The following is a 19,872-nucleotide window of genomic DNA, read 5'->3' on the forward strand; positions in this document are numbered from 1 at the left end:
GCTCACCGGGCCCGCCACCCGCCCGCTCTAGAAGAGCAGACCCGCAATCGACAGCAAGGCCGTCACCACAAGATTGGTGACGACTCCGACGGCGATCTCGATCAGGATCTCGCGGATCCGTTCACGACGCGCAGGCTTGTACTCGACCGAGGTCATGGCCGCTCCAATGCAGTGAGATCGGAATGGCAGGGGGACGCCCTGCGGGCATCCACGCTCGCGTCGTGTGTCGCCACACGACGGGCACAACCATTCGTCGCTCACGGGTCATTGGGGCAGGCGTACCGACCCTTGCCTCGTACCCTCCGGGAAGGTGCGCAGCGCGATCATGCTATCTCGCGGCCCGGCCCGCGCGTCGTGGTTTTCGCAGTGCTCCAGTGGCCGAGAGCGCCCTGATTTCCGCGGCGCCTCGAAAGCGGTTGGTGTTCAAGGCGTCGGAGGGATCAGCGCGCGGAGCTTCTCGCGGGTCTCGGGATCCGTCGAGTAGACGACCGTCCCGATCATGCCCCGGGTGAGGAGCACCTTGTAGGTGTTGCGCACGAGGCGATCCACGTCGTCGTCCGATGTCGCCTTCGTGAACGAGGGGTCCTTCGACGCTGTGCGGTCCACCACCCAGTGGTCGGTCCGCCAGACGAGGTCCGGGCCCATGATGACACCCGACCAGTCGTACTCGAAGCCCTGCGCGGTGTACACACATCCGACCTGCCCGAACCCCTCGGGGGCGGTGGCCCACAGTGGCGCCGGCGGTGCGCCGAGCAGGGCTCGGTCACCGTAGAGGTTCCACGGCTTGGCCCAGTCACCGATGACCACGTCGGTGGGCAGTGCGTTCGTACGGGAAGTGATCTTCGTCGTCCACTTCCAGCAGTAGCCCGCGGACATGCGGGCGCCGTAGCCTTGCGCCCGTTGAGCGGCCAGGAAGCCTTCGAGCTCCTGCGGGGTGTCGACGGTCAGCAAACGCACCTTGTCGTCCGGCTCCCACACGGTGGGAGATTGACCTTCGAGCCCCAGAAGGTCGACGACCCACCGCACGTACGCGTCGCTGCCACCGCATCGGAACTGACTGTCCAGTTTCACCACGGTGCATGCGAGCCCCAGTGCGGCGGCTGCTTCCCGAATCTGCTCCTCCGTCCCCATCTCGCCCGGCCGGACCACCTGGTGCTGGTCCAGCAGGAAGACCGGAACCCGAGCCGCTGCCATCAGCTCCGCCACCTGCGCTCGGCCCGTGCGGAGTGTCGCCTTCGTGTAGCGGTTGGCGGAGGTCTTGCGCAGGCGGTGCGCCTCGTCGCAGACAAGGACGTCGAGATCGTTGGGCTCGGCCTCCATGAAGCTGTTGAAATAGCGGAAGAGCCGCTGCACTTCGGGCTTGCGGGTGCCGGCGATCTTGCGCATCGTCTTGGTGAACGATTGGGAGCCGGTGGCGTGCAGGGCGGGCACCCCGCGCCGGTAGAGGTCTCCGAGGAGAGACAGGGCGATCACACTCTTGCCGGAGCCCGGCCCCCCGGTCACCACGACGACCTGTTTGCGATCCGCTTGTCGCGCCCGCCGCACTGCGGCCATGACCGTCTCGTACGCGAGCCGCTGTTCGTCGAGCAGGACGAACTGTTCCCGGTCGCGCACCTCTTCGGCAGCGACGGCCATCAGCTGCCTCGACGGCCGGACCTTGGCCTGCAGCAAGGCATCGGCCGCATCTGCACCGGGCTTCGCGGCCAGACGCGAACGCAGGTAGCTCAGGAAGGCGCCGCGCTGATCACCGGTGAACATCCGGCCGCGATCGTCTTCTGCGACATGGCGCAGGCCCGCCACTTTGGACTCCGTCGCGTTGTGCAGGTATGCCACGCCGACGACCGACTTCGGATCGTTCTCCAGAGCCCCGTTGAACGAGACCAGGTAGTCGCAGTAGCCGCGCACCTGCTCGATCGGGTTGAGGATCGGATCGTCGTATGCGTCGATGTGGCAGAGCAGTGGATCCTCCGGCTCGGGGTGGGCTTCGCTCCACTGCTTCAGTTCGACCACCACGTACGACGCCTCGCCGGTGGCCGGATGGACGCCGGCCAGTATCACGTCAGCGCGCTTGCTGGTCAGCGGCAGCCCGTACTCCAGCAGCATCTCGACTTCGCCGAGCCCGGCTTCCACGAGCACGTTGGTGAGTGCCGGGATGCTGCGCTCCCAAGCCCGAACCTCCGCCGGCTGGGGCCGGTGACGGTGCTGGTGCAGGAAGTTCTCCGTCAGGAGCCGCGCCAATCGGCCCTCGACGTGGGTGCGGGTGGCCAGTGACGCCGCAGACTCACGGAACAGCAAGAGAACGCCCCCAGGCAGCACGAAGTAGCTCGTGCGGGTGGGGGCATGTCCTGGTTCCGCGGATGCGGAGCGGAAGCCTGTCGGGCCGCTGAGTCTGTCGTGGCCATTCTAGAACAGGCAGTGGATCAAGAGCCTGGCCTCAAGTTTCAACTGGTGGAGACGGTGTGGAACCGTACGGTGTCGTGCAAGGCCGCTCGTGCGCCGTCGAAGTCGGCCAGTCGCGCGGCAACGGTGGCCACCGCGAGACGCTGGGGGAGCGCTGCTGAGAACTTCAGGCCGTGTACGGCTCGGTGATCGACATCAGGCAACACCAGCGCGTTTCCGCCGTCGGCATCCGCACGCGCCACTCGCCACATGTCGGGTGTCAGGTCTTCCCTCAGCCGCACGTAGCAGTCCGTCGGTCGTTGAACGGGGTCACTGATCGACGGAAGGGTGGCGGCCAGTGTCGCGTTCGCCCGGTAGCCGGCCCACGTCCACCAACGCACATCCGTTCCCAGGCGGGTGATCAGGGAGCCGTCAGCATCCGCGATCTGCGGAGCATCCTCCTCACGCCACTCGGTCAGGCACGCCTCAGCCCGACGGGTGAGAGAAACCAAGGGGTCTGCTCCGAGAAGTACGTCGCGCATCGAGCGGGTCAAGGCGTACGAGAGACCGGCGAGGGACCCGCCCGTCCATTTGGCGACGCCGCCACCGTCGGCCGGCTCGACGAAGGCCCGCTTGCGCGCCCAGTCGATGAACGTCACTTGCCAGCTGCGTCCGCCGAGCAGCAACCGGCGCGGGCCCGGCCGTTCCTCCGTCAGCACGGAAGGGTCCGTCTGGCCGATCTCGGTACGACCGGACAGAACCGTGAACTGCGGGGGAGCGGTGAAGGAAGCGGTCAATTCGATGAAGTGACGCCGGCCGAAGCGCCGCTCCGCCTCGGGACCGATGAAGAGCATGCCGGCGTCCTCGTCGAGGAACCCTTCGTTCACCAGGTGTCGCAGGATGGGGGCCGCTGACCGGTCGAACGGGGCCAGCCCGTTCCACATTCCTTGCCACGTCTGGTCACCGATGCGGTGCTGCTGGAGCGTGGCGGCGAGCAGCTGCTGCGCCACGAGGTGGCGAGGTTCTGGAGGCGGTGTTACCGGTTCGACCCAGCCGCGGCCCCAGAGCAGCAGGAGGGCGGCGGCTTGCAGCAGGGTGTCCTTGCCTGTGGCGAGGAAGAGGCAGTTGCGAGTGGTTCCCGAGCGCCTGCCGGTACGGCCGATGCGTTGGAGGAACGAGGCCACGGTGCGGGGCGAGTCGATCTGGATGACGCGGTCCAGGTCGCCGACGTCGATGCCCAGTTCCAGTGTGGAGGTGGAGACGATGACGCAGTCTCGTGCCTCTGCGAAGGCCTGTTCCGACCGGGCTCTTTCCTCGGCCGAGAGCGAGGCGTGCGAGAGGAACACCGTCACTTCGCGCGCCCGCAGGGCGGCTCCCAGCTCCTCCACCTGTCGTCTGGACTCGCAGAACACCAGCCGCTTCTCTCCGCGGTGCAAGGCTGCGATCAGCTTGGACGCGTTGTCGAGCGACCCTACGTAGTCCAGCTCCACCTCGCCTGGAGGCCGGAGGTTCCCGGCCGTGGGGGCGGCGGTCGGGGCGGCAGCCGGGGTGAGGGTGAGGTCGGGGGCGACGACCCGCCCCGGGCGTTTGCCTGCACCGGAACCTTGGAGCCAGGTGAGGAGCTGTTGAGGGTTCCCGACAGTTGCGGAGAGACCGACCCGCTGAATGGGGCGTCCCGTGACCTGCTCCAGACGTTCCAGCACCGCGAGCAGGTGCCAGCCTCGGTCGTCGCCCGCGAACGCGTGCACCTCGTCCACCACGACTGTCCGGACCCCGCCCAGGAGGTGCGCGTGGTCGGTCTTGACTCCGATGAGCATGGCCTCAAGGGACTCAGGAGTGGTGAGGAGGATGTCGGGTGTGTCCGTACGGATGCGCCTGCGCTGAGACTCCTTGGTGTCGCCGTGCCACAGCTCGGCTCGGCGGCCGAGCCACTGAGCGTAGGAGTCGACGCGGACGACCAGGTTGTTGAGGAGTGCTTTGAGCGGGCACAGGTAGAGAACGGACGTTCCGGACCAGCGCTCGTGGGACATGGCCGACAGGATGGGCAGGCATGCTGCCTCGGTTTTGCCGCCCGCGGTGGGCGCGAGCAGTACGGCGTCCTCGCCGTCCATGAGTGGGTCGATCGAGGCCCGTTGCAGAGGCCGGAGGTCGGGCCAACCGAGCGTGTTCACGACATGGTGGAGGATGACGGGGTCGAGTCGGTCGACGGGGTCCGTGCCTCCCCGGTGGGCGCCGGCATGGGCGGACCCTCCACCCGCTTCGTCTCCACTCATCACACGTCCAGGTCGATGTCGTCGGCCGAGCCGGATGCCGCGTGATTGCGCTCCACGTCCGTGAGCTCGTTGCTCGTCACGGTCAGTCGGTAGTGCCGGCGGGGGTCGAAGTCCTCGAACTGGTCGACACGGTCCAGGACGTCACCGACCAGCTTCTTGAGGAACAGCCGCGGCGCAACCCCTGCCTTCCCCCCGAGGGCTCCGCCCACCGCGCGGGCGAGGTCGGCAACGTACGCATCGTCGACGAGTGACTTCACGCGGTCCGGCGAAGCGGCACCTTCCGCGTAGAGGTCTCGAATGGTCATTCCGAGGCCGACCAACGACTCCTGTGTGAAGCCAGGCAGCCGCACTTGCACCGCACGTGGGTTGTCGAAGCGCGGGTCGGTGGTGAAATCGGTGGCGAGGCGCTGGGCGAGAGGAGCGAGCCGCTGAACCCCCTGCTGGCCGTCGTAGAACGCCGGTGTTCCGGTGATCAGGAGATAGAGGCCGGGGAACCGGCCGGAGTGCACCTCGTCGATGAGCTGTCGAAGGGCGTTCAACGCCTTGTCCCGCGCATCCGAACGGACGCGCTGCAGGGTCTCGACCTCGTCCAGGACGACGAACAGGCCGTTGTGCCCGGAGTCGCGCAGTACGGTCAGGAGGCCTTGCAGAAAGCCGAAGGCCCCGAAGTGATCGAGGTCCCCGCGGACTCCGGCGGAGCGTCGGGCTGCCGCTGCCACGTGTGGCTGGCCGCCCAGCCACGCCAGGACGGCCGCTGCCGTCGCCTCGTCGCCCCCGGCGAGGGCTGACTTGTAGCCGCGCAGTGCCGTGGCGAACGACGGCGCGTGCCGGGACACCTCGGTCAATCGTGCCGTCAGTAGCTTCTCCACCGCCTGCGGGAGATCTTCCTCCTCCGCGCCGTCAGCGAGGGCGTCCTCTTCCAGGGTGTAGAACCATGCGTCCACGACCGGCCGGAGCGCGCTCGGGGGGAAGCTCGCGGTGGTCAGCCGCTCGGTGAGGCGCCGGTAGACGGTCTCCAGCTTGTGGAGGGGGGTCTCCGTCTCGGAGATCTGAATCTCCGCCAACGCGAAGCCCCTCCGCTTGGCCCGTTCACCCAGCCACCGGGTGAAGAAGGTCTTGCCCGACCCGTACTCACCTCGGACGGCCTTGAACACCGACGAACCGGAGGCGACCGTGTCGAGCTCGGCATCGAGTGCTGCCTCGAACCGGTCCAGGCCGGTGGCCAGGAGGTCGAGCCCGCTTTCGGGGACGGCGCCTCGACGCAGGGCGTCGATCACCGCACGGCGACGCGCCGCACTGGCCGGGGAGGGACGGGAGGAAGCAGCGGTACTCACGTCACCAGTGTCCCATTCCAGTGGCGCCGGGCGGTTGGCCGAAGTCGACTACTGGTGCGGCCGATCTCGTTGACCGGCATGTCACGTGATTGGTCTAATCGCCGCTCGCGTGAAGAAAGCGCAGCACTGCGAGGGTGGGGAACAGGCACGTGGCCGGACTCGACAATGTGAAACTCAAGACGCTCCTGGCAGATGTGGCGTCAGGCTCTCTTCAACTCCCCGACTTCCAACGGGACTGGAAGTGGGACGACGATCGAATTCGCGCCATTGTCGCGACGGTGACGCTCGACTACCCCCTGGGCGTGGTGATGACGCTGGAGACAGGGGGCGACTCACCCTTCCGCGCCCGAGCCCTCACCGGCGCGCAGGTGGCGGAGGACGTGGCGCCCGGCCTGCTGCTCCTCGACGGACAGCAGCGTCTCACCTCGCTGTTCCAAGCTCTGTTCCAGGACAGTCCCGTCGAGACCACTGATGCGCGTGGCAACCCTGTCAGGCGCTGGTACTACGTGGACATCAAGAACGCCATCGGCTCGCCCGCGGACCGCGACGAGGCCATCGTGTCCGTGCCGGAGGACAAGGTCCAGCGGTCCAACTTCGCCCGGAACGTCGTTCATGACCTGACCACCGCCGAAGGCGAGTGCGCTGCAGGCCTCTTCCCCCTCAGCATCGTCTTCGACACCGCGAAGGTGAATGCCTGGCGACGAGCGTACGAGAAGATGGACGACGGCCATTTCGACCGGTGGAGCCGCTTCGAGGAGCAGGTTCTCGAACCCGTGCGCTCCTTCCAGGTGCCCATGATCAAACTGGCCGCCTCCACGTCCATGGACGCCGTGTGCGCCGTCTTCGAGCGAGTGAACACAGGGGGTGTGCCCCTCAACGTCTTCGAGCTCCTGACGGCGACCTACGCCGGTGACCGGGCCTACCGCGAGCGGACCGGCGACTACTACCAGCTGCCGCACGTCTGGCGGGCGATCAAGGAGGATCTGGCCGGCCGCCATCCCGTGTTCGGACGGCTCGAGGCGGGCATCGACGACGGACTGAGCAGCAGCGACTTCCTGCAGGCCGTGGCGCTGGTGCGCACGTGGTCCAGGAAGCAGGACGGGCAGGGCACCGGCGTCTCCTGCAAACGCCGTGACCTCCTTGAGCTGCCCCTGGCGGACTTCGAGTCGCTCGCGCCGCGGCTCGCCAAGGCGTTCGCATGGGCGGGCGCCTTCCTCGAGAGGCAGTGCATCGTGCGCGCTGCCGAGCTGCCCTACCGCACCCAGTTGGTACCGCTCGCCGCGGTCAGGGCGATCCTCGGGGAGGCGACCGACACGCTCGGTGCGGAAGACATGATCACGCAGTGGTACTGGTGCGGCGTGCTCGGTGAGATGTACGGCGGCTCCACCGAGACCCGCTTCACGCGGGACGTCGAACAGCTGGTGGCATGGGTCCGGCGTGAGGGGCCCGCCCCGGAGACCGTCGCCGACGCCTACTTCTTCCCGGAGCGGCTGGACACGCTCACCACGCGGAACAGTGCTGCCTACAAGGGAATCTATGCGCTGCTCATCAAACAGGGGGCTGTGGACTGGCACTACACGGAGACGCCGCTGAAGCCCGGCCTGATGGACGAGTACGGCGTAGACGTCCGACACATCTTCCCCCGCGCCTGGGTGCGCCGGCAGTACGACGGGGCCAAGACCTCCCCAGCCAACTCCATCGTCAACAAGACACCGCTGTCTCTGCGCGCGGCGCAGGCCCTCACCGGCGCACCCGCTACCTATCTCGACTCACTCGCCGCTGCCTCCGACATGCGCCGTGAGTGGTTCGACGACGTCATCGCGACGCATCTGATCGATCCGTACTTCCTGAGGACGAACGATTACGAGGCGTTCTACACGGCACGGGCCAAGCAGCTCGAGGACATGGTGTACGCAGCCATGGGCAAGCGGACGATCCTGCGCGACATGACCGACGGCAAGGTGGTCAAGTGAGCCAGAAGCCGAGCACCGAAGACCTTCTCGCGCTCAAGGGCACAGAGATCCCCCTCCGGGAACTGCTGGACCTGTTCGACGTGCGGGTGCGTCGGCCGTGGAACGTGCACGACATCGCGCAAGCACTGACCGACGCAGGGCTCGCCACTCTGCCGGACTTCGCCAACTGCGCTCCGGGCGAGCGGGTCCAGATCGTCGCCTTCGCCACTGCCGCGCAGGTCACGCCCGAGCCCGACGACGCGGACGATGCAGAGAGGGATCCGCTTCCGTCGGCCGCGCTGCCGCAGCGGCTCCGGATCGGTGACCTGCCCTCCGCACGGGGCGGGGTGCGATGCGTGTCCATCACTTCGGAGCTCTCTCAAGCGACGTACCTGATGCGCCAACGCGGGTACGCCCAGATCCCCGTCACGACGGGCATGACGACCCTGCACGGAGTGATCACCTGGCGTTCCCTGGCCCTCATGTACGAGGTGGGTAAGGAGAGCAGCCTGGAGAACGCCATGCAGCAGGAGTCACTGCCGGTGGCCGACGCGCGGCAGGAGTTCTTCGCGTGCCTGCCCATGCTCTCGGAGCACGGCTACCTTCTGGTCCGAGGCGAGGACGGAAGTCTGTCCGGCATCGTGACCCAGGCCCATGTGGTCCACCGCTTCGAGAGCGCTGCCCGCCCCTTCTTCCTGCTCGGCGAGATCGAATCGCTCCTGCGCCGGTGGCTGGGAGCCAAGCTCGACGAAGAAGCGATCAGGGCGGTTCAGACGAACAAGAAGGCCGAGCACCGCTCCGGGAGGGTCGAGGATCTGACGTTCGGCGACTACGTCTATCTCCTCGACGGGGAGCAGAAGAAGCAGACCATGGCCCAACAGGCGGACCTCAACTGGGCCGCGCTCCAGTGCGAGTCCCTGGACCGCGGCCAGTTCGTCCGTCATCTGCAGCGTGTGAAGGACGTTCGGAACCGCATCGCTCATTTCGATGCGGAGCCTTTGCCTCTCGCGTCGATGCGGGAGCTGACGGCCTTCACCACCCTGCTGCGGGACTACGTCGGCTGACCCACCGCTTCACACCCCGAACTGCAGCTGCAGCAGACTCCTGTCGAGACGGAGCGTCCGTCCGTCCGGCAGGGTCTGCAGGACCTGAACTCCGTCGTAGTTGAGGAGCTGCCGCAGCACCGCGGCGAAGCCGTCCGCGCGGGTGGCCGGGTAGTCGACGCGCTGCGCCACAGCCGTCACGGGCAGGGTGCCTCCGGCCTCCAGGAGTGCCCGGATCGCCTTCTCCAGCTTGTCCAGGGGCGGCTTGCGGGCCAGTAGTCCGACCTGGTCCTGGAACGCCTCGGACGCGAGCAGTGCCGTGATCAGCGCATCGTCCGGCGCGACCAGCACGGGTGTGACCAGGGCGCCCTCGTGTTCGGCCGCCGGAACCAGAGCGACGTCGAAGAGGGAGTCGTGCGTCTGGGCCAGTTCGGCCTGCGCCTTCGTCGGCTTGTGCCGGTTCTGCTTCTCCGGACGGGCAGCAGCCGACGCCGAGACCGGAACTGCGTTCTGGAGGGGCGTGTGCCCGTCGAGCAACCACCATGCCGGACGCTGATCACCCAGCTCTCGCCAACCGCCGGGCGGAGTGGCGCCGAAGGGCAGGAAAGCGAGTACGGGGATGGTGAACTCACGCAGGGCCGCGCCGCCGTGATAGCCGGCCTTGAGCGAGGTGTAGCGGGAGTCGGCGTCCCAGAGGGCGACGATCGAGCCGCCCGGCTCGGGCCAGACCACGCGGGGGCCCGACAGGGCGACCTCCGTGGCTTCCAGGGGGCCGCCGGGGGAGCGGTGGCGGGCGGATTCCGGGGAACCGGCATCCACCTTGACCCCGCGCCGGTCCACGACGTGGCCGTGGTCGCTGGTGAGGATCACCGCCATGCCCTGAGCCGCGGCGACCCGCAGCAGATCGCGCAGCCGCCCTATCTCGTCGAGGTGCCAGGCCCCGTCACCGAGCTTCTGCTCCTTCGCGAGCCGGTCGTCGATGGTGTTCAGTACGACCGCGACGTGCGTGCGCCCGTCAGCGAGGGCCTCCGTGAGTGCCGGACCGAACGTGTCCCCTGAGCCGTCGGCGCGCAGATCGTCCTTGTGGAAGACCGCGGCCGGCTCCCCGCCCCAGAAGGCGTGGGCGGGGAACAGCTTCTTCTCCTCCGCCTGTGTGCCCTTCAGCAGTCGGCCCGCGAACAGGGACGTCCGGCAGACGGCCGTCAGCGTGGGCAGAGCCGCGGCCATCGCGCGACGGCGGGGTGCGCCTTCGTCCAGTGGATCGAACTCGGCCCATGAGGCCCGCAGTTCCTCTCCAAGCTCACTGGCGATCGCGGCGCTCATCCCGTCCAGGACCAGCAGGAGCACGCGGCGGTCGGCCCCGCCCCGTACGACCGGCTTCACCACGCGGTCGAGGAAGGTCTCCACGGTCAGCATCGTGCCGGGTCGGGTGCCGGCAGCGGTCCATCCGGCCAAGGCACGAGCGAAGTCACCGTCGATCTCGTGACGCTTGCGGCGCACCTGACGGCCGAGCGTGTCGTACGCCGATTTCAGGTCGGGGTCCGGGTCGCCGCCCGCTTCGATGTGCTCGAGCGCCCGGTCCACCCACCCGGTTTCGGTGATGTGGCGTTGCAGGGCATCGGCCACCGTGTCCGAGGTGACGGCCGGGTCACCGGCCAGCCACTGGGCCAGCCGCCGACCCATCCGGGCCCGTTCCACCCGGGCCCGGGCCTCCGGCCCGTCAGCCTGCCTGTGCTCGCCCAGGGTGCGTACGGCGTCCGCGACGGCCTGGGGCTCCCCGGCGGCCAGAGCCCGGCCCACTGCTGCGAAACGTGCTTCGAGGCCCGAGGCCAGCAGCGCGCTGGCCTTGGCGGCATCCTCCGCGCCGAACTGGCGGACCAGCGCGGAGGCCCGGTCCAGGACGGTGTCACTGAGTCGGCGGGCCTCGCGCACCGCCTCCGCATCGCCGCCGGCGCGGGACGCGGAGGCCAGCAGCGCGGCAACGTACTCCTCGGAGGCGATCCCGAACCGGGACACGACGAGGTCGAGCTCCTCACCCTTGGCGAGGGGCTGCTCGCCCAACCACCGTTCGGCTCGCCCGCGAGCCCGGTAGACGGCGGCATCCGGCTCACAGTGGACCCACAGCGCGGCGCAGACGAGCCCGAAGGCCACCGCGTCGGGGCCGTGTTCGGCCTCGACCAGCGCGAGGAGTGCCCGTCCGGCGTGACCCGCCTGGTCCTCCTCGCCGAGGAACGCTGACAACCCCTCCCGCTCCGGACGGCGGAGCTTCAGCAGGAGTTCGGGCCCGCCGGCGGTCAAGGACCAGCCGAACAACGTCTGCGGGTCCAGGGTGTCGCCGGCCGGGGCCCGGCCCGAGGACTCCGCCTCGCTGTCGTACCGGCCCAGCCGCAACCTGCGCAGGGCCAGGAAGGTGAGGGCGGTGCGCCGGGAGAGCATGCCGCCGGCGACGGGAGGCCAGCCGCCCTTCGGCGGGGTGGCGTCCAACAGTGCCTCAGCGGCCCAGTTGGAATCCTTGAGCCGGGGATCGACCTGCTGGGCGCGGAACGCGTCGCGGACCACGTCCCAGCTGTCGACGGTGTCGACGCGCTTCTTGTGCGCGCGCGCCAGGATGGCGGGATCCAGCTCGTTCTGCTCGCGGTCGGTGAGGACGACGAGTACGGCCGGTCCGGGCACCGTGCCTCCGAGATGGTCCAGCAGCAGCTCGTGCACGGCCAGTGGCGACGGCGCGGCTGCGATGCGGGCCGTCAGCCCGTCCCCCCAGGAAGGCTCGGCCGGACCCTCCCACTGCGGTGCCGAGCGCAACAGCACGGCACGGCGCCGGTCGTTGCCGCTCAGGGACGCGGTGAGGGAGCTCTGGGACGACAGGTACTGGGTGACGGTCGCGAGGTTCAGGCGCACGGCGACGGCGGGGGAGGCGACGCTCATCGGCCGACCACCCGCCACGTGATCTCCACGGTGACGCCGGGCTCGGCAGCGGCCAGCTCGGCCAGCTCCGCCTGGAGCTCGGCCACCGCGTGCGAGGCCGTCGTCGTACGCACCCCGCTCGTGCGCTGCTTCCGGGCAGGTGTGGACGGCTCCGTCGGAGACCCCTCGTAGGGAATCCGCGGATCGCTGGTCTTCGTGTCCAGCGGAACATCGGCGGGGCCCTGAGGGCCGGGGCTCGGGGCCACCGGCGGCGGGGAGACCGCACGGTTCCGCTTGAGCAGAGCCAGCACCTCGCGCTGGGTGCGGACGAGGGCTTCCTCCAGCTTGTCCGTCCGCTGCTGGTCGCTGCGGGCGACGTTGCGCAGGGAGTCGAGGAGCGCTTCGCCCTCGGGGCCTTCGGCCGAGGCCAGCTCCAGAGTGCTCCAGGAGGTCGCGGCGAGCGCTTCGGCCACCTTCCGGGCCTGCTTGACCGAGGTCCCGTACTGTTCGGCGGTCATCGCGCCGAGGTCGAAACGGGCGAGGGCCTCCACCGTCTTCTTCGCTCCGGCCGCTCCCTGGCCGGCTGTGCCGGTCAGGGCCTTGAGCAGTTCCACGGCCCGCCGGGCGAGTGCGAGGCGCCCGGTCTCGGCGGTCTGGTCGAGGTGCAGGAAACCGGCGTGCTCGTCCAGCCGCTCGGCCAGCTCGGCGGCGGCCTCCTGAACTCCGCGGGCCTGCTCGGTGATCTGCCGGGCGAACTGGTTGACGATGCGTCCGCGCAGCAGGGTGGGCGCCGGCTGCCCGAAGACGGCCGCGAAGCGCTGCCTGGCGGACTCCCAGTCCTCGGGGGAGGGCAGCGGCTGGCTGCGCAGGGCGTCGCGGTCCTTGATCTGCGCCAGCTCGGGAGCCGGGTCGAGCGGCATGCCCTCGCGCACCCAGACCCGGTCGTCCATCTCGGCGAAGGCCGCCACGACGAGCCGCCCGAGGAAGTCCGGCAGCCCGCGCGGGGCCGGCTTGTCGGTCCAGTCGGTGAGCGTGATCAGGGTGAGGTCGCCGGTGGCGCCGTTCTCGCGGGCGAGCTGGCGGAAGTGGTCGGCCCAGTACGGGGACAGCTCGAAGTACGCCTCCTTCTGCTGCCCGAGACGCAGCGGCCCGGCGATCCGCTTCATCAGGGCCCGGTCGCCGGCCGGAACCTCGGCGCGGCCGTCGCGTGCTTCGGCCGCGGCACGGACGTGCGTGAAGACCTTCTTGGCGTCGGAGGCCTTGACGACCGTGCCGGTCTGGTCGGGGTCGAAGTCCGGGTGGTCCGGGAACTGCGTCGCCAGCAGCTTGCCGGCGATGTGCCGGATGCCGTCGCGCAGCGACTGGCCGAAGGAGAGGGTGAGCCCGTCGACCTCGCGCAGCGATTCCAGGTGGTCGCCGAAGCCCAGCTCCACGTCCGTGGGCTTCTTCTCGGCGAGCCCGTACGCCTGCTTGAAGGCCGCCTTGACGGTCTTGAGCAGGGACTCGCGCTGGGTCTCCAGGAGCCCCTTGGCCCGGGCACGGTTGTCTGCGTTCAGGTGGCCGGCGTACTGGCTGTCGAAGCGCTGGTCGTCGGCGAGGGCCTTGTCGATGACGACGAGGCGGCAGAAGTCCCCGTACCGCTGGCTGGAGAGGTGGGTGGGAAGCCAGGCGACGGTGCGCGACCGCTCGCCCTGCTGCTTCTCGCGCAGGCGCCGGATGCGGTTGGCGTCCTCGACGGGGCCGTACTCGCCGTCGTCGAAGGGGAGGTCGACGGCGATGCGCCAGCGGCCGTCCTCGCGGGGCATCAGGTCGTGGTCGGGCAGCTCGTCCTCGTCCGCCATGTTTCCGAAGATGACCTCGACGGAGCGGTTCGTGCCGCGCCAGACGAACTGCAGCTCTTCGACCAACTGGCCGTGGCTGACGTCGAGTTCCTCGGCGAGCAGTCGCTTGGCGAGGGCGAGGCGGTTGCCCGGGTTGTTGTTGACGTTGGCGTTCGCGATGACCGAGTCGACATCGACGCCGGAGAGCTCCAGGCGGACGCCCGGGTTGGTGTCGGTGCCGGTCTCCTTGATCTCCGGGAAGCGGCCGGCCCAGTCGGCGACCTTGTTCTTCAGGATGCCGTACTCGCGGCCGGGGATCGGGGCGACGACCGAGCCGTAGTTGAGCGCGGACAGCCTGCGGATCGTCAGGTCGGCGAGGGCCGGCACGCTCGGCGCGAGGGCGGAGAGCAGGAGGGTGCCGATGATCCGGTTGTCGCCGACGAAGGTCTTCACCCGGCCGCGCAGAGCAGGGTCGGTGATGCTGTCGGGGCGCTGCGTGTACTGCTCGACGTCCTCCTCCGACACGTTGTACGTGGCGAGGAGGAACGGGCGCAGCTTCGTTCGGTACAGCTTGTCGGCGGCCTCGAAGACGACCTTGAGGCTGTCGGTGAACGGCTTGTCGCCGCCCGCGGTGATCAGCGGGTACAGGTCGCCGACCGGGATCAGGTCACCCAGGCGCAGCTCGTGGCGGTGGTCGGCGAGGAGCTGGCCCATCAGCTTCATGCCGGTGCGGTTGCGCTGGAGCGCGGAGGAGACGTGGACGAGGGTGTCCATGAAGGCGGGGGAGAAGGGGTAGGTGAGCCGGAAGCTCTCCTCGTCGGCGCCGACGCCGTCGGCCCCGCGGTCGGAACCGAGGAGGGTGTCCCACACCTCCTGGCGGACCTTACGGGTCTTCTCGAACTCGGCCGTGATGAGCGCGGCGGCCTCGGTGTCCTTGGGCTGGAGGAGGCGGGCGTGGGCGACCTGGGGGAGGTTGCGGTCCTCCAGGGTGATCTTGTCGAACCGGCCGGACGCCTGGTTGAGGGTGTCCTGGATGGAGGACTCGGCGGCCCCGGACAGCTCCTCGCCGACCAGCTCGCGCAGGTCGCGCTGGCGGGCGATGAAGGACACGATCGGGATGGCGCGGCGGGCGTCGGCGCCCTCCACGAAGTTGGTGATCTTGCCGGCCTCGCGACCCACGAACTTCTGGTCGTGGATGAGGGTGGCCAGCCAGAGGATCAGCTCGTCGAGGAAGAGGATCAGGCCGTCGTACCCGAGGGACTTGGCGTGCTCGGCGATGACGGACAGGCCGGCGTCGAGCGAGATGAAGCCGTGCTCGTTCTCGTGCGCGTTCTGGGTGAAGCCGGGCAGGAGGTTCGTGCTCGCGTCCTGGACCAGGCGGGCGCGCAGTTCCACGGGAGTGGAAGGGGCGACGAGGTTGAGCGCGTACCCCGACTCGTGGATCTCCTCGGCGGCGAGCGCGGTGTCGAGGAGGGCGGAGGTCCAGGCGAAGGACTCGCCCCACTCGTCGTCCTCGTCCGCCTCCCCGCCGACCGCGCCCAGGCCCTTGATGACGGCCTCGTCGCCCATCCGCTCGCGCATGGCGTGGATGTCGGCGAAGAGGGAGTCGGTGCGGTAGACCCGGGGGGTCGGCGCCTCGGGGTGGAGCTTCTTGACGTGACTCACGTACGTGCCGAGGACCCGCTGCTCCAGGGCCTTCGCGCCGAGCATGTGGTACGGCACGAGCAGGAACTTCTTGCCGTCGGTGGTGAGCCACTCGTGCTTGGTCAGCACGGAGTCGAAGTCGGAGCGGCGGTGGGCGGCCGGGCTGCCGCTGAGCAGGGCGTGCAGCACGGCCATGAAGTGCGACTTACCGGAACCGAAGGAACCGTGGAGGTACGCGGCCTTGGAGGTGTGCCCGTCGAGGGAGGCCTTGATGAGGCCGAGGGCCTCGTCGAAGTTCTCCAGCAGCCGTTCCGTGACGACGTAGTCCTTGAGCGCGAGCTCGGCACCCTCGGGGGTGGTGGCCTCGGAGAGCTGAAGGACGAAGTCGGACGTGGAGATCGACTCCTTGATGTTGATCACATCGCGGAGGAGGGGCGGCTGCTGGGCCATTGCGCGTCTCGCTCACCTTCTGACGGCCGTCGCCGTCGCTGTCCGTGCCGGTACCGGGACAAGTTCCTCGGGACATTGTCCGGCATCATCGCTGGTTACGGGGCTGATGGCCGGAAATCTCCCGCGGATCAGGATGGCATCGGGCACTGACAACGACGGGCCGAGGGGGCGAGAGGCCGGCTCACCCGCTCGGACGGGGCTTGCGGCTGCGAGCGTTCACCTCCGCGAGGCGGGCACGGAGGGCTTCGGGTGGGCTGAGGGGCTCGGTGTCTTCCGGGTCCGCGTCCCATTCCCGGCCGCCGGCGAGGGGGCGGAGCCGGAGGTACGGGCCGAGGTGGTCGGTGACGATGCCGAGGCGGTTGTGGTGGGTGTCGCGGACCATCTCGCCGAGGGCGGGGCGGCCGGGGTGACGTTCGGCCGTCACCGGGAGGCGCCCCGCGTGATCACTTCCGCGAGGGCGTGCGCCACGGGCGCCGAGCAGAGCCCGAGGTGGACGAGGGCGTAGCGGGACTCGTCGGCCCAGGGGGTACGGACATCCATGGCGGGCAACTGGATGCCGGCCCGGGTGAGAGCGGCGGCGAGGGCGTCGCGGGCGTCCAGGGCTTCCTTGATCTTGCGCTGGTTGGGGGTGGTGGGGCGGGAGGTGGGCATGGCGGACTCCTTCGGCTGGCCGTGCTCTGGTTTCCCGGACCGGAGGGTGTGGGGTGGATTACGGTGCGTAGCCCGGGCACTACGAGCATGGATCCCGCAGGAGGCTGGCGACACTGTGGACGGGGTCTGGTTCCTCGGCCCGCGGCAGTAGTTCCACACCTTCCACGGAGATCAAGGGGAGGAGCCGCGATGCCGCCACGTCGAGTGGTGACGGGTCGGAGCCAGGAGCCGCGGCAGCGCTTCGCGGAGGAGCTGCGGCAGCTGAGGGCGGAGAGCGGGGCGAGCCTGCGGCAGCTGGGGGACCGGCTGGGGTGGGACTGGTCGCTCTTCGGGAAGATGGAGAAGGGCGAGACCTTGGGCGGTCCCGAGGTGGTGCAGGCGCTGGACCAGCACTACGGGACGTCGGGGATGCTGCTGGTGTTGTGGGAGCTGGCACGCGGGGACAAGACGCAGTTCAAGGAGCGGTACCGGCGGTACATGACGCTGGAGGCCGAGGCGGTGAGCCTGTGGCACTTTGCGGTGAGTGTGTTGCCGGGGTTGCTTCAGACTCCCGGATACGCGCGCGAAGTACTGGCTGCCGGTGGGCTGCGCGGGGACGAGCTGGAGCAGCAGGTCGAAGCACGGATGGGACGTCGGGACTTGCTGGAGGGGGAGGAGGCGCCGCCGTTTCGGACGATCCTGTCGGAGGCGGTGCTGAGGACGGCGCTGCGGGATAGGCAGGCTTGGCGGGAGCAGCTGGAGTGCTTGGCCGAGGTGGCCGAGCGACCGAACGTGAACCTGCACGTCCTGCCATTCAGCGCCGGTCCATGCGGCTTGGACAGTACTGCCGTGATGTTCCTGCGGCTGGGTGACGGGCGTACCGTGGCCTATACGGAGAACGCCTACCGAGGTGAACTCATCGAGGAGAACGGGCCGGTTGAGCGGCTGCAACGTGCCTACGATGCGGTGCGTGACCTGGCACTCTCCCCGGCCGAGTCACGGAAGTTCATCCTGCGCATGTTGGAGGAAGCACCGTGCGATCCATCGACCTGAGCGCCGCAACCTGGCGCAAGAGTTCCCACAGCAACTCGGACGGCGGCGAGTGTGTCGAGGTCTCTGACGACTTCGCCACCGTCGTCCCCGTGCGGGACAGTAAGAACCCGCACGGTCCGGTGCTCGTGTTCCCGGGGGGTGGCTGGTCGGCCTTCGTCACCGCTGTCAAGGACCACCAACTGCCCCGCTGATAAGCGTCCACAAGCGGACGGCCTCCGAGAACCCTTGGTTCTCGGAGGCCGTCGGCGTTCGCGGTGCCCCTACTTCTTGGTCGTGCGTCGTCCTCGGGTGGCGGCGGCCGGGCGCCAGGTGCGCAGGTCGTCGTCGGTCAGACCGTGCTCGCCCTGCACCATCTGCCGGTCGCCACGGAAGAACGCGGCCGGCGAAGCGCCGAAGTTCGCGTCGAACTCGTCGTGCCACTGCTCAAGCCAGGGCTGGAGTTCCAGCAGCCCGGCAAGGAACGGGGTCAGCTCCTCGGAGGTCAGCGCCTCGTGGGAGGCGATGTACGCGTCGAGCGCGTACGCCTGCTCCCGGTGGTCCCAACCGGCCCAGCCGTAGAGGTCGGGTGTGGGGGTGTTGGTCTGCCCGTACGAGATGAACCGCTCCTTGGGCACGTCGAGCTTGCCGCGAGCCTTCCAGTAGGAGGTGCGCAGGAAGTCTGCCGAGGTGTACTTCGGCGGTACAGGGATGGTGTCCCGGATCTTCCGCTTGGCAGGCTCGTCCGGGGCGGCGTCCTCCTGCCGCTGAAGGTCCCAGACGTGCTCCCAGTCCTCACGCTTCTTCAGCCCGGAGGGCTTGTAGCGCAGGGCGGGGAGGAACGGCACGTGCTCGTCGGTCATCAGCTCGGCGACGACGGCGGGCAGTTCCTTGCGGGGCGCGTAAATCTTGGAGACGGAGACGAAGTCCTCGTCCCGGGAAAGGGCGTCCGTGAGCCGGGAGAGGCTGACGAGGGCGGGCATCTCGTTCTCGTCGAACCAGTGGTCACGGTTCTCGATCCGGTCGAGCAGCCAGGACCGAAGAGCCTTCTCCTGAAGCGCGTCCCATCCCTCTGTAGCCCACCGCCGCTTGTACTCCGGCCGCTCGACCATCCCGATAGCGCGGCTCGACTCGATGGCATCGATCCGCTTCTGCACGACCTCGCGGTAGGCAGCGGGCCAGTGTGCAGGGATCTCGGTGATGGGCGTAGACCCGTGCCGCTTGAACCACTCGTCGCTGGCCTCGCCCGCAGCAATCCGGCGCGCAAGGACAATCTCGAAGGCGCGCTCACCGAGAGCGAGTTCAGGGATGTCGGTCGAGTCGGATTCCTCAGGGACGCGCAAGTCCTGGGGATGCAGGCTATAGAGCGAGTAGACCTGCCAGTCCAGCTCCTCCTGGAGGGCGATCATGTGGGCGCGGGCAGAGCGCCAGGCGTCTCGGGCTTGGCCTAGCGTAGTGCGTGTCGGAATCGCCTTCGCTGCTGTTGCAGCGGGGCTGTGGGATGCCAGCTGCAGCGCGAGGGCGTCTAGGGCGGATGCGAGGGCGATGGGGTATGTGGCAGGTAGGGGGAAGCCCTGCAGCTTAGTTCCGGTGAACTCGAAGGAGTTCTTCCACGCTTCGCTGCCCATGGCTGCGTACCCGGCGTCGACGCGTGCGCCGCCCCCCTCGCCCTTGTTGTGCGAGACCTGCTGGAGCCAGAAGCAGGCGGTGGAGCTGTTGAGTAGCCCGAGCAGTCGCAGATGCTCCTCAATGCTTGCCCCCTCCCGCAACTTGATCACCGGTGCATGGCGATTGAAGACGTGGCCGCCACGATCAAGAACAAAGTGATTGTGCGTAGCCATGAAAGCGAACATGATTGACAGCTGAGTGTTGTACGCGGAAGACGTGTATTGCATGTAGTCCCACCACTGAAGACCTGCCGCAGCCATGTCTCCCTGGAAGGTGCCGCGCGCCTCCAAGAGGCGTCGCATGGGCCATAGCTCATGCATGAGCTCGGAAGGATCGAAGTCTGGCGAATAGGGGAACCAGATGGTTTCAGTAGCTTCGCCGAACCAGTCTCTGACAACGTCACCAGTCATGAAAGGCCGCAGGCCACGACGATCTGCGAATGTTCGATATGTGGTCCGTGTCGGCCGCAGGTAGGCGCTATCAGCCCCGACTCGGACTGCGCGACCGATCGGGGGTTCGATGACGCCCTTCAGGGTCAACATACTTGCCTTATCGAGCTGTTCGACCATCTCGAGACCGCCGTCAGTGAGGATCCAGGGCTGCTTCCCGAAGTAACGCCCGCGCTCCAGATCATCCACTGAAATCCATTGGCTAACCTCGCGCTTTCATGAAGCGGGCTGTCCGACGGGTGGTCAGGTAAGCGAAAAGTGCCTCTGACCAGCAAGAATGAGGATTGTCGAGGTCCT

The 19,872-nt window shown here is 68.5% G+C and carries 12 protein-coding genes and 1 pseudogene; 4 read left to right on the forward strand and 9 right to left on the reverse strand.

The features are described from left to right. Window positions 1-27: 27 nt before the first annotated feature. From ACH4MY_RS32600 to brxD, 4 genes are all read right to left on the reverse strand, one after another. Entirely contained in the window at window positions 28-156 is a 129-nt protein-coding gene (locus ACH4MY_RS32600) for a DUF6408 family protein (protein ID WP_222517947.1), read from the reverse strand. Window positions 157-423: 267 nt separating this feature from the next. Next, window positions 424-2,295: a DNA/RNA helicase domain-containing protein gene (locus ACH4MY_RS32605; RefSeq protein ID WP_398007625.1), complete on the reverse strand. Its 1,872-nt coding sequence runs from the start codon at window positions 2,293-2,295 to the stop codon at window positions 424-426. 146 nt (window positions 2,296-2,441) lie between these two features. Further along, window positions 2,442-4,652: a DEAD/DEAH box helicase gene (locus tag ACH4MY_RS32610; protein WP_398007627.1), complete on the reverse strand. Its 2,211-nt coding sequence runs from the start codon at window positions 4,650-4,652 to the stop codon at window positions 2,442-2,444. Further along, on the reverse strand, window positions 4,652-5,986 hold the full coding sequence (gene brxD, locus ACH4MY_RS32615) for a BREX system ATP-binding protein BrxD (RefSeq protein WP_398007629.1): 1,335 nt from the start codon (window positions 5,984-5,986) through the stop codon (window positions 4,652-4,654). The genes ACH4MY_RS32610 and brxD overlap by 1 nt, the downstream gene beginning before the upstream one ends. A gap of 149 nt (window positions 5,987-6,135) precedes the next feature. On the opposite strand from brxD, the gene ACH4MY_RS32620 reads away from it, so the two are divergent. Both ACH4MY_RS32620 and ACH4MY_RS32625 read left to right on the forward strand, forming a co-directional pair. Beyond that, a complete protein-coding gene (locus tag ACH4MY_RS32620; protein ID WP_398007631.1) occupies window positions 6,136-7,959 on the forward strand; it encodes a DUF262 domain-containing protein in 1,824 nt (607 codons plus the stop codon). Further along, the gene (locus tag ACH4MY_RS32625) at window positions 7,956-9,002 is read left to right on the forward strand and encodes a CBS domain-containing protein (protein ID WP_189852662.1); all 1,047 of its coding nucleotides are present in this window, start codon (window positions 7,956-7,958) and stop codon (window positions 9,000-9,002) included. Before ACH4MY_RS32620 ends, ACH4MY_RS32625 begins: the two co-directional genes overlap by 4 nt. A gap of 9 nt (window positions 9,003-9,011) precedes the next feature. On the opposite strand, the gene pglZ is transcribed toward ACH4MY_RS32625, so the two are convergent. From pglZ to ACH4MY_RS32645, 4 genes are all read right to left on the reverse strand, one after another. Beyond that, on the reverse strand, window positions 9,012-11,906 hold the full coding sequence (pglZ, locus tag ACH4MY_RS32630; protein ID WP_398007633.1) for a BREX-2 system phosphatase PglZ: 2,895 nt from the start codon (window positions 11,904-11,906) through the stop codon (window positions 9,012-9,014). Then, window positions 11,903-15,799, reverse strand: a complete 3,897-nt coding sequence (locus tag ACH4MY_RS32635; RefSeq protein ID WP_398007635.1) for a phage resistance protein — start codon at window positions 15,797-15,799, stop codon at window positions 11,903-11,905. Before ACH4MY_RS32635 ends, pglZ begins: the two co-directional genes overlap by 4 nt. Window positions 15,800-15,980: 181 nt before the next feature. After that, entirely contained in the window at window positions 15,981-16,223 is a 243-nt protein-coding gene (locus ACH4MY_RS32640) for a hypothetical protein (protein ID WP_398007637.1), read from the reverse strand. Beyond that, a complete protein-coding gene (locus ACH4MY_RS32645; RefSeq protein ID WP_384907509.1) occupies window positions 16,220-16,450 on the reverse strand; it encodes a hypothetical protein in 231 nt (76 codons plus the stop codon). Before ACH4MY_RS32645 ends, ACH4MY_RS32640 begins: the two co-directional genes overlap by 4 nt. A gap of 189 nt (window positions 16,451-16,639) precedes the next feature. Between ACH4MY_RS32645 and ACH4MY_RS32650 the strand changes: the two genes are divergently transcribed. Beyond that, complete coding sequence (locus tag ACH4MY_RS32650) at window positions 16,640-17,482, forward strand: helix-turn-helix domain-containing protein (RefSeq protein WP_398007639.1); 843 nt, start codon at window positions 16,640-16,642, stop codon at window positions 17,480-17,482. Beyond that, entirely contained in the window at window positions 17,464-17,673 is a 210-nt protein-coding gene (locus ACH4MY_RS32655) for a DUF397 domain-containing protein (protein WP_398007641.1), read from the forward strand. The genes ACH4MY_RS32650 and ACH4MY_RS32655 overlap by 19 nt, the downstream gene beginning before the upstream one ends. Before the next feature lie 69 nt (window positions 17,674-17,742). On the opposite strand, the pseudogene pglX reads toward ACH4MY_RS32655, so the two are convergent. Further along, window positions 17,743-19,782: pseudogene (gene pglX, locus ACH4MY_RS32660) on the reverse strand (BREX-2 system adenine-specific DNA-methyltransferase PglX); the annotation flags it as partial. Window positions 19,783-19,872 lie beyond the last annotated feature (90 nt).

Origin of the sequence: Streptomyces sp. NPDC017246, assembly GCF_044331325.1 — a bacterium.
In the GTDB taxonomy this organism is placed as follows: Bacteria; Actinomycetota; Actinomycetes; order Streptomycetales; family Streptomycetaceae; genus Streptomyces.

Coding starts and splice junctions, on each gene's coding strand:
- pglZ (WP_398007633.1), bottom strand. CDS start 11,906: ATGAGCGTCGCCTCCCCCGCCGTCGCCGTGCGCCTGAACCTCGCGACC.
- ACH4MY_RS32635 (WP_398007635.1), bottom strand. CDS start 15,799: ATGGCCCAGCAGCCGCCCCTCCTCCGCGATGTGATCAACATCAAGGAG.
- ACH4MY_RS32650 (WP_398007639.1), top strand. CDS start 16,640: ATGCCGCCACGTCGAGTGGTGACGGGTCGGAGCCAGGAGCCGCGGCAG.
- ACH4MY_RS32610 (WP_398007627.1), bottom strand. CDS start 4,652: ATGAGTGGAGACGAAGCGGGTGGAGGGTCCGCCCATGCCGGCGCCCAC.
- ACH4MY_RS32600 (WP_222517947.1), bottom strand. CDS start 156: ATGACCTCGGTCGAGTACAAGCCTGCGCGTCGTGAACGGATCCGCGAG.
- ACH4MY_RS32645 (WP_384907509.1), bottom strand. CDS start 16,450: ATGCCCACCTCCCGCCCCACCACCCCCAACCAGCGCAAGATCAAGGAA.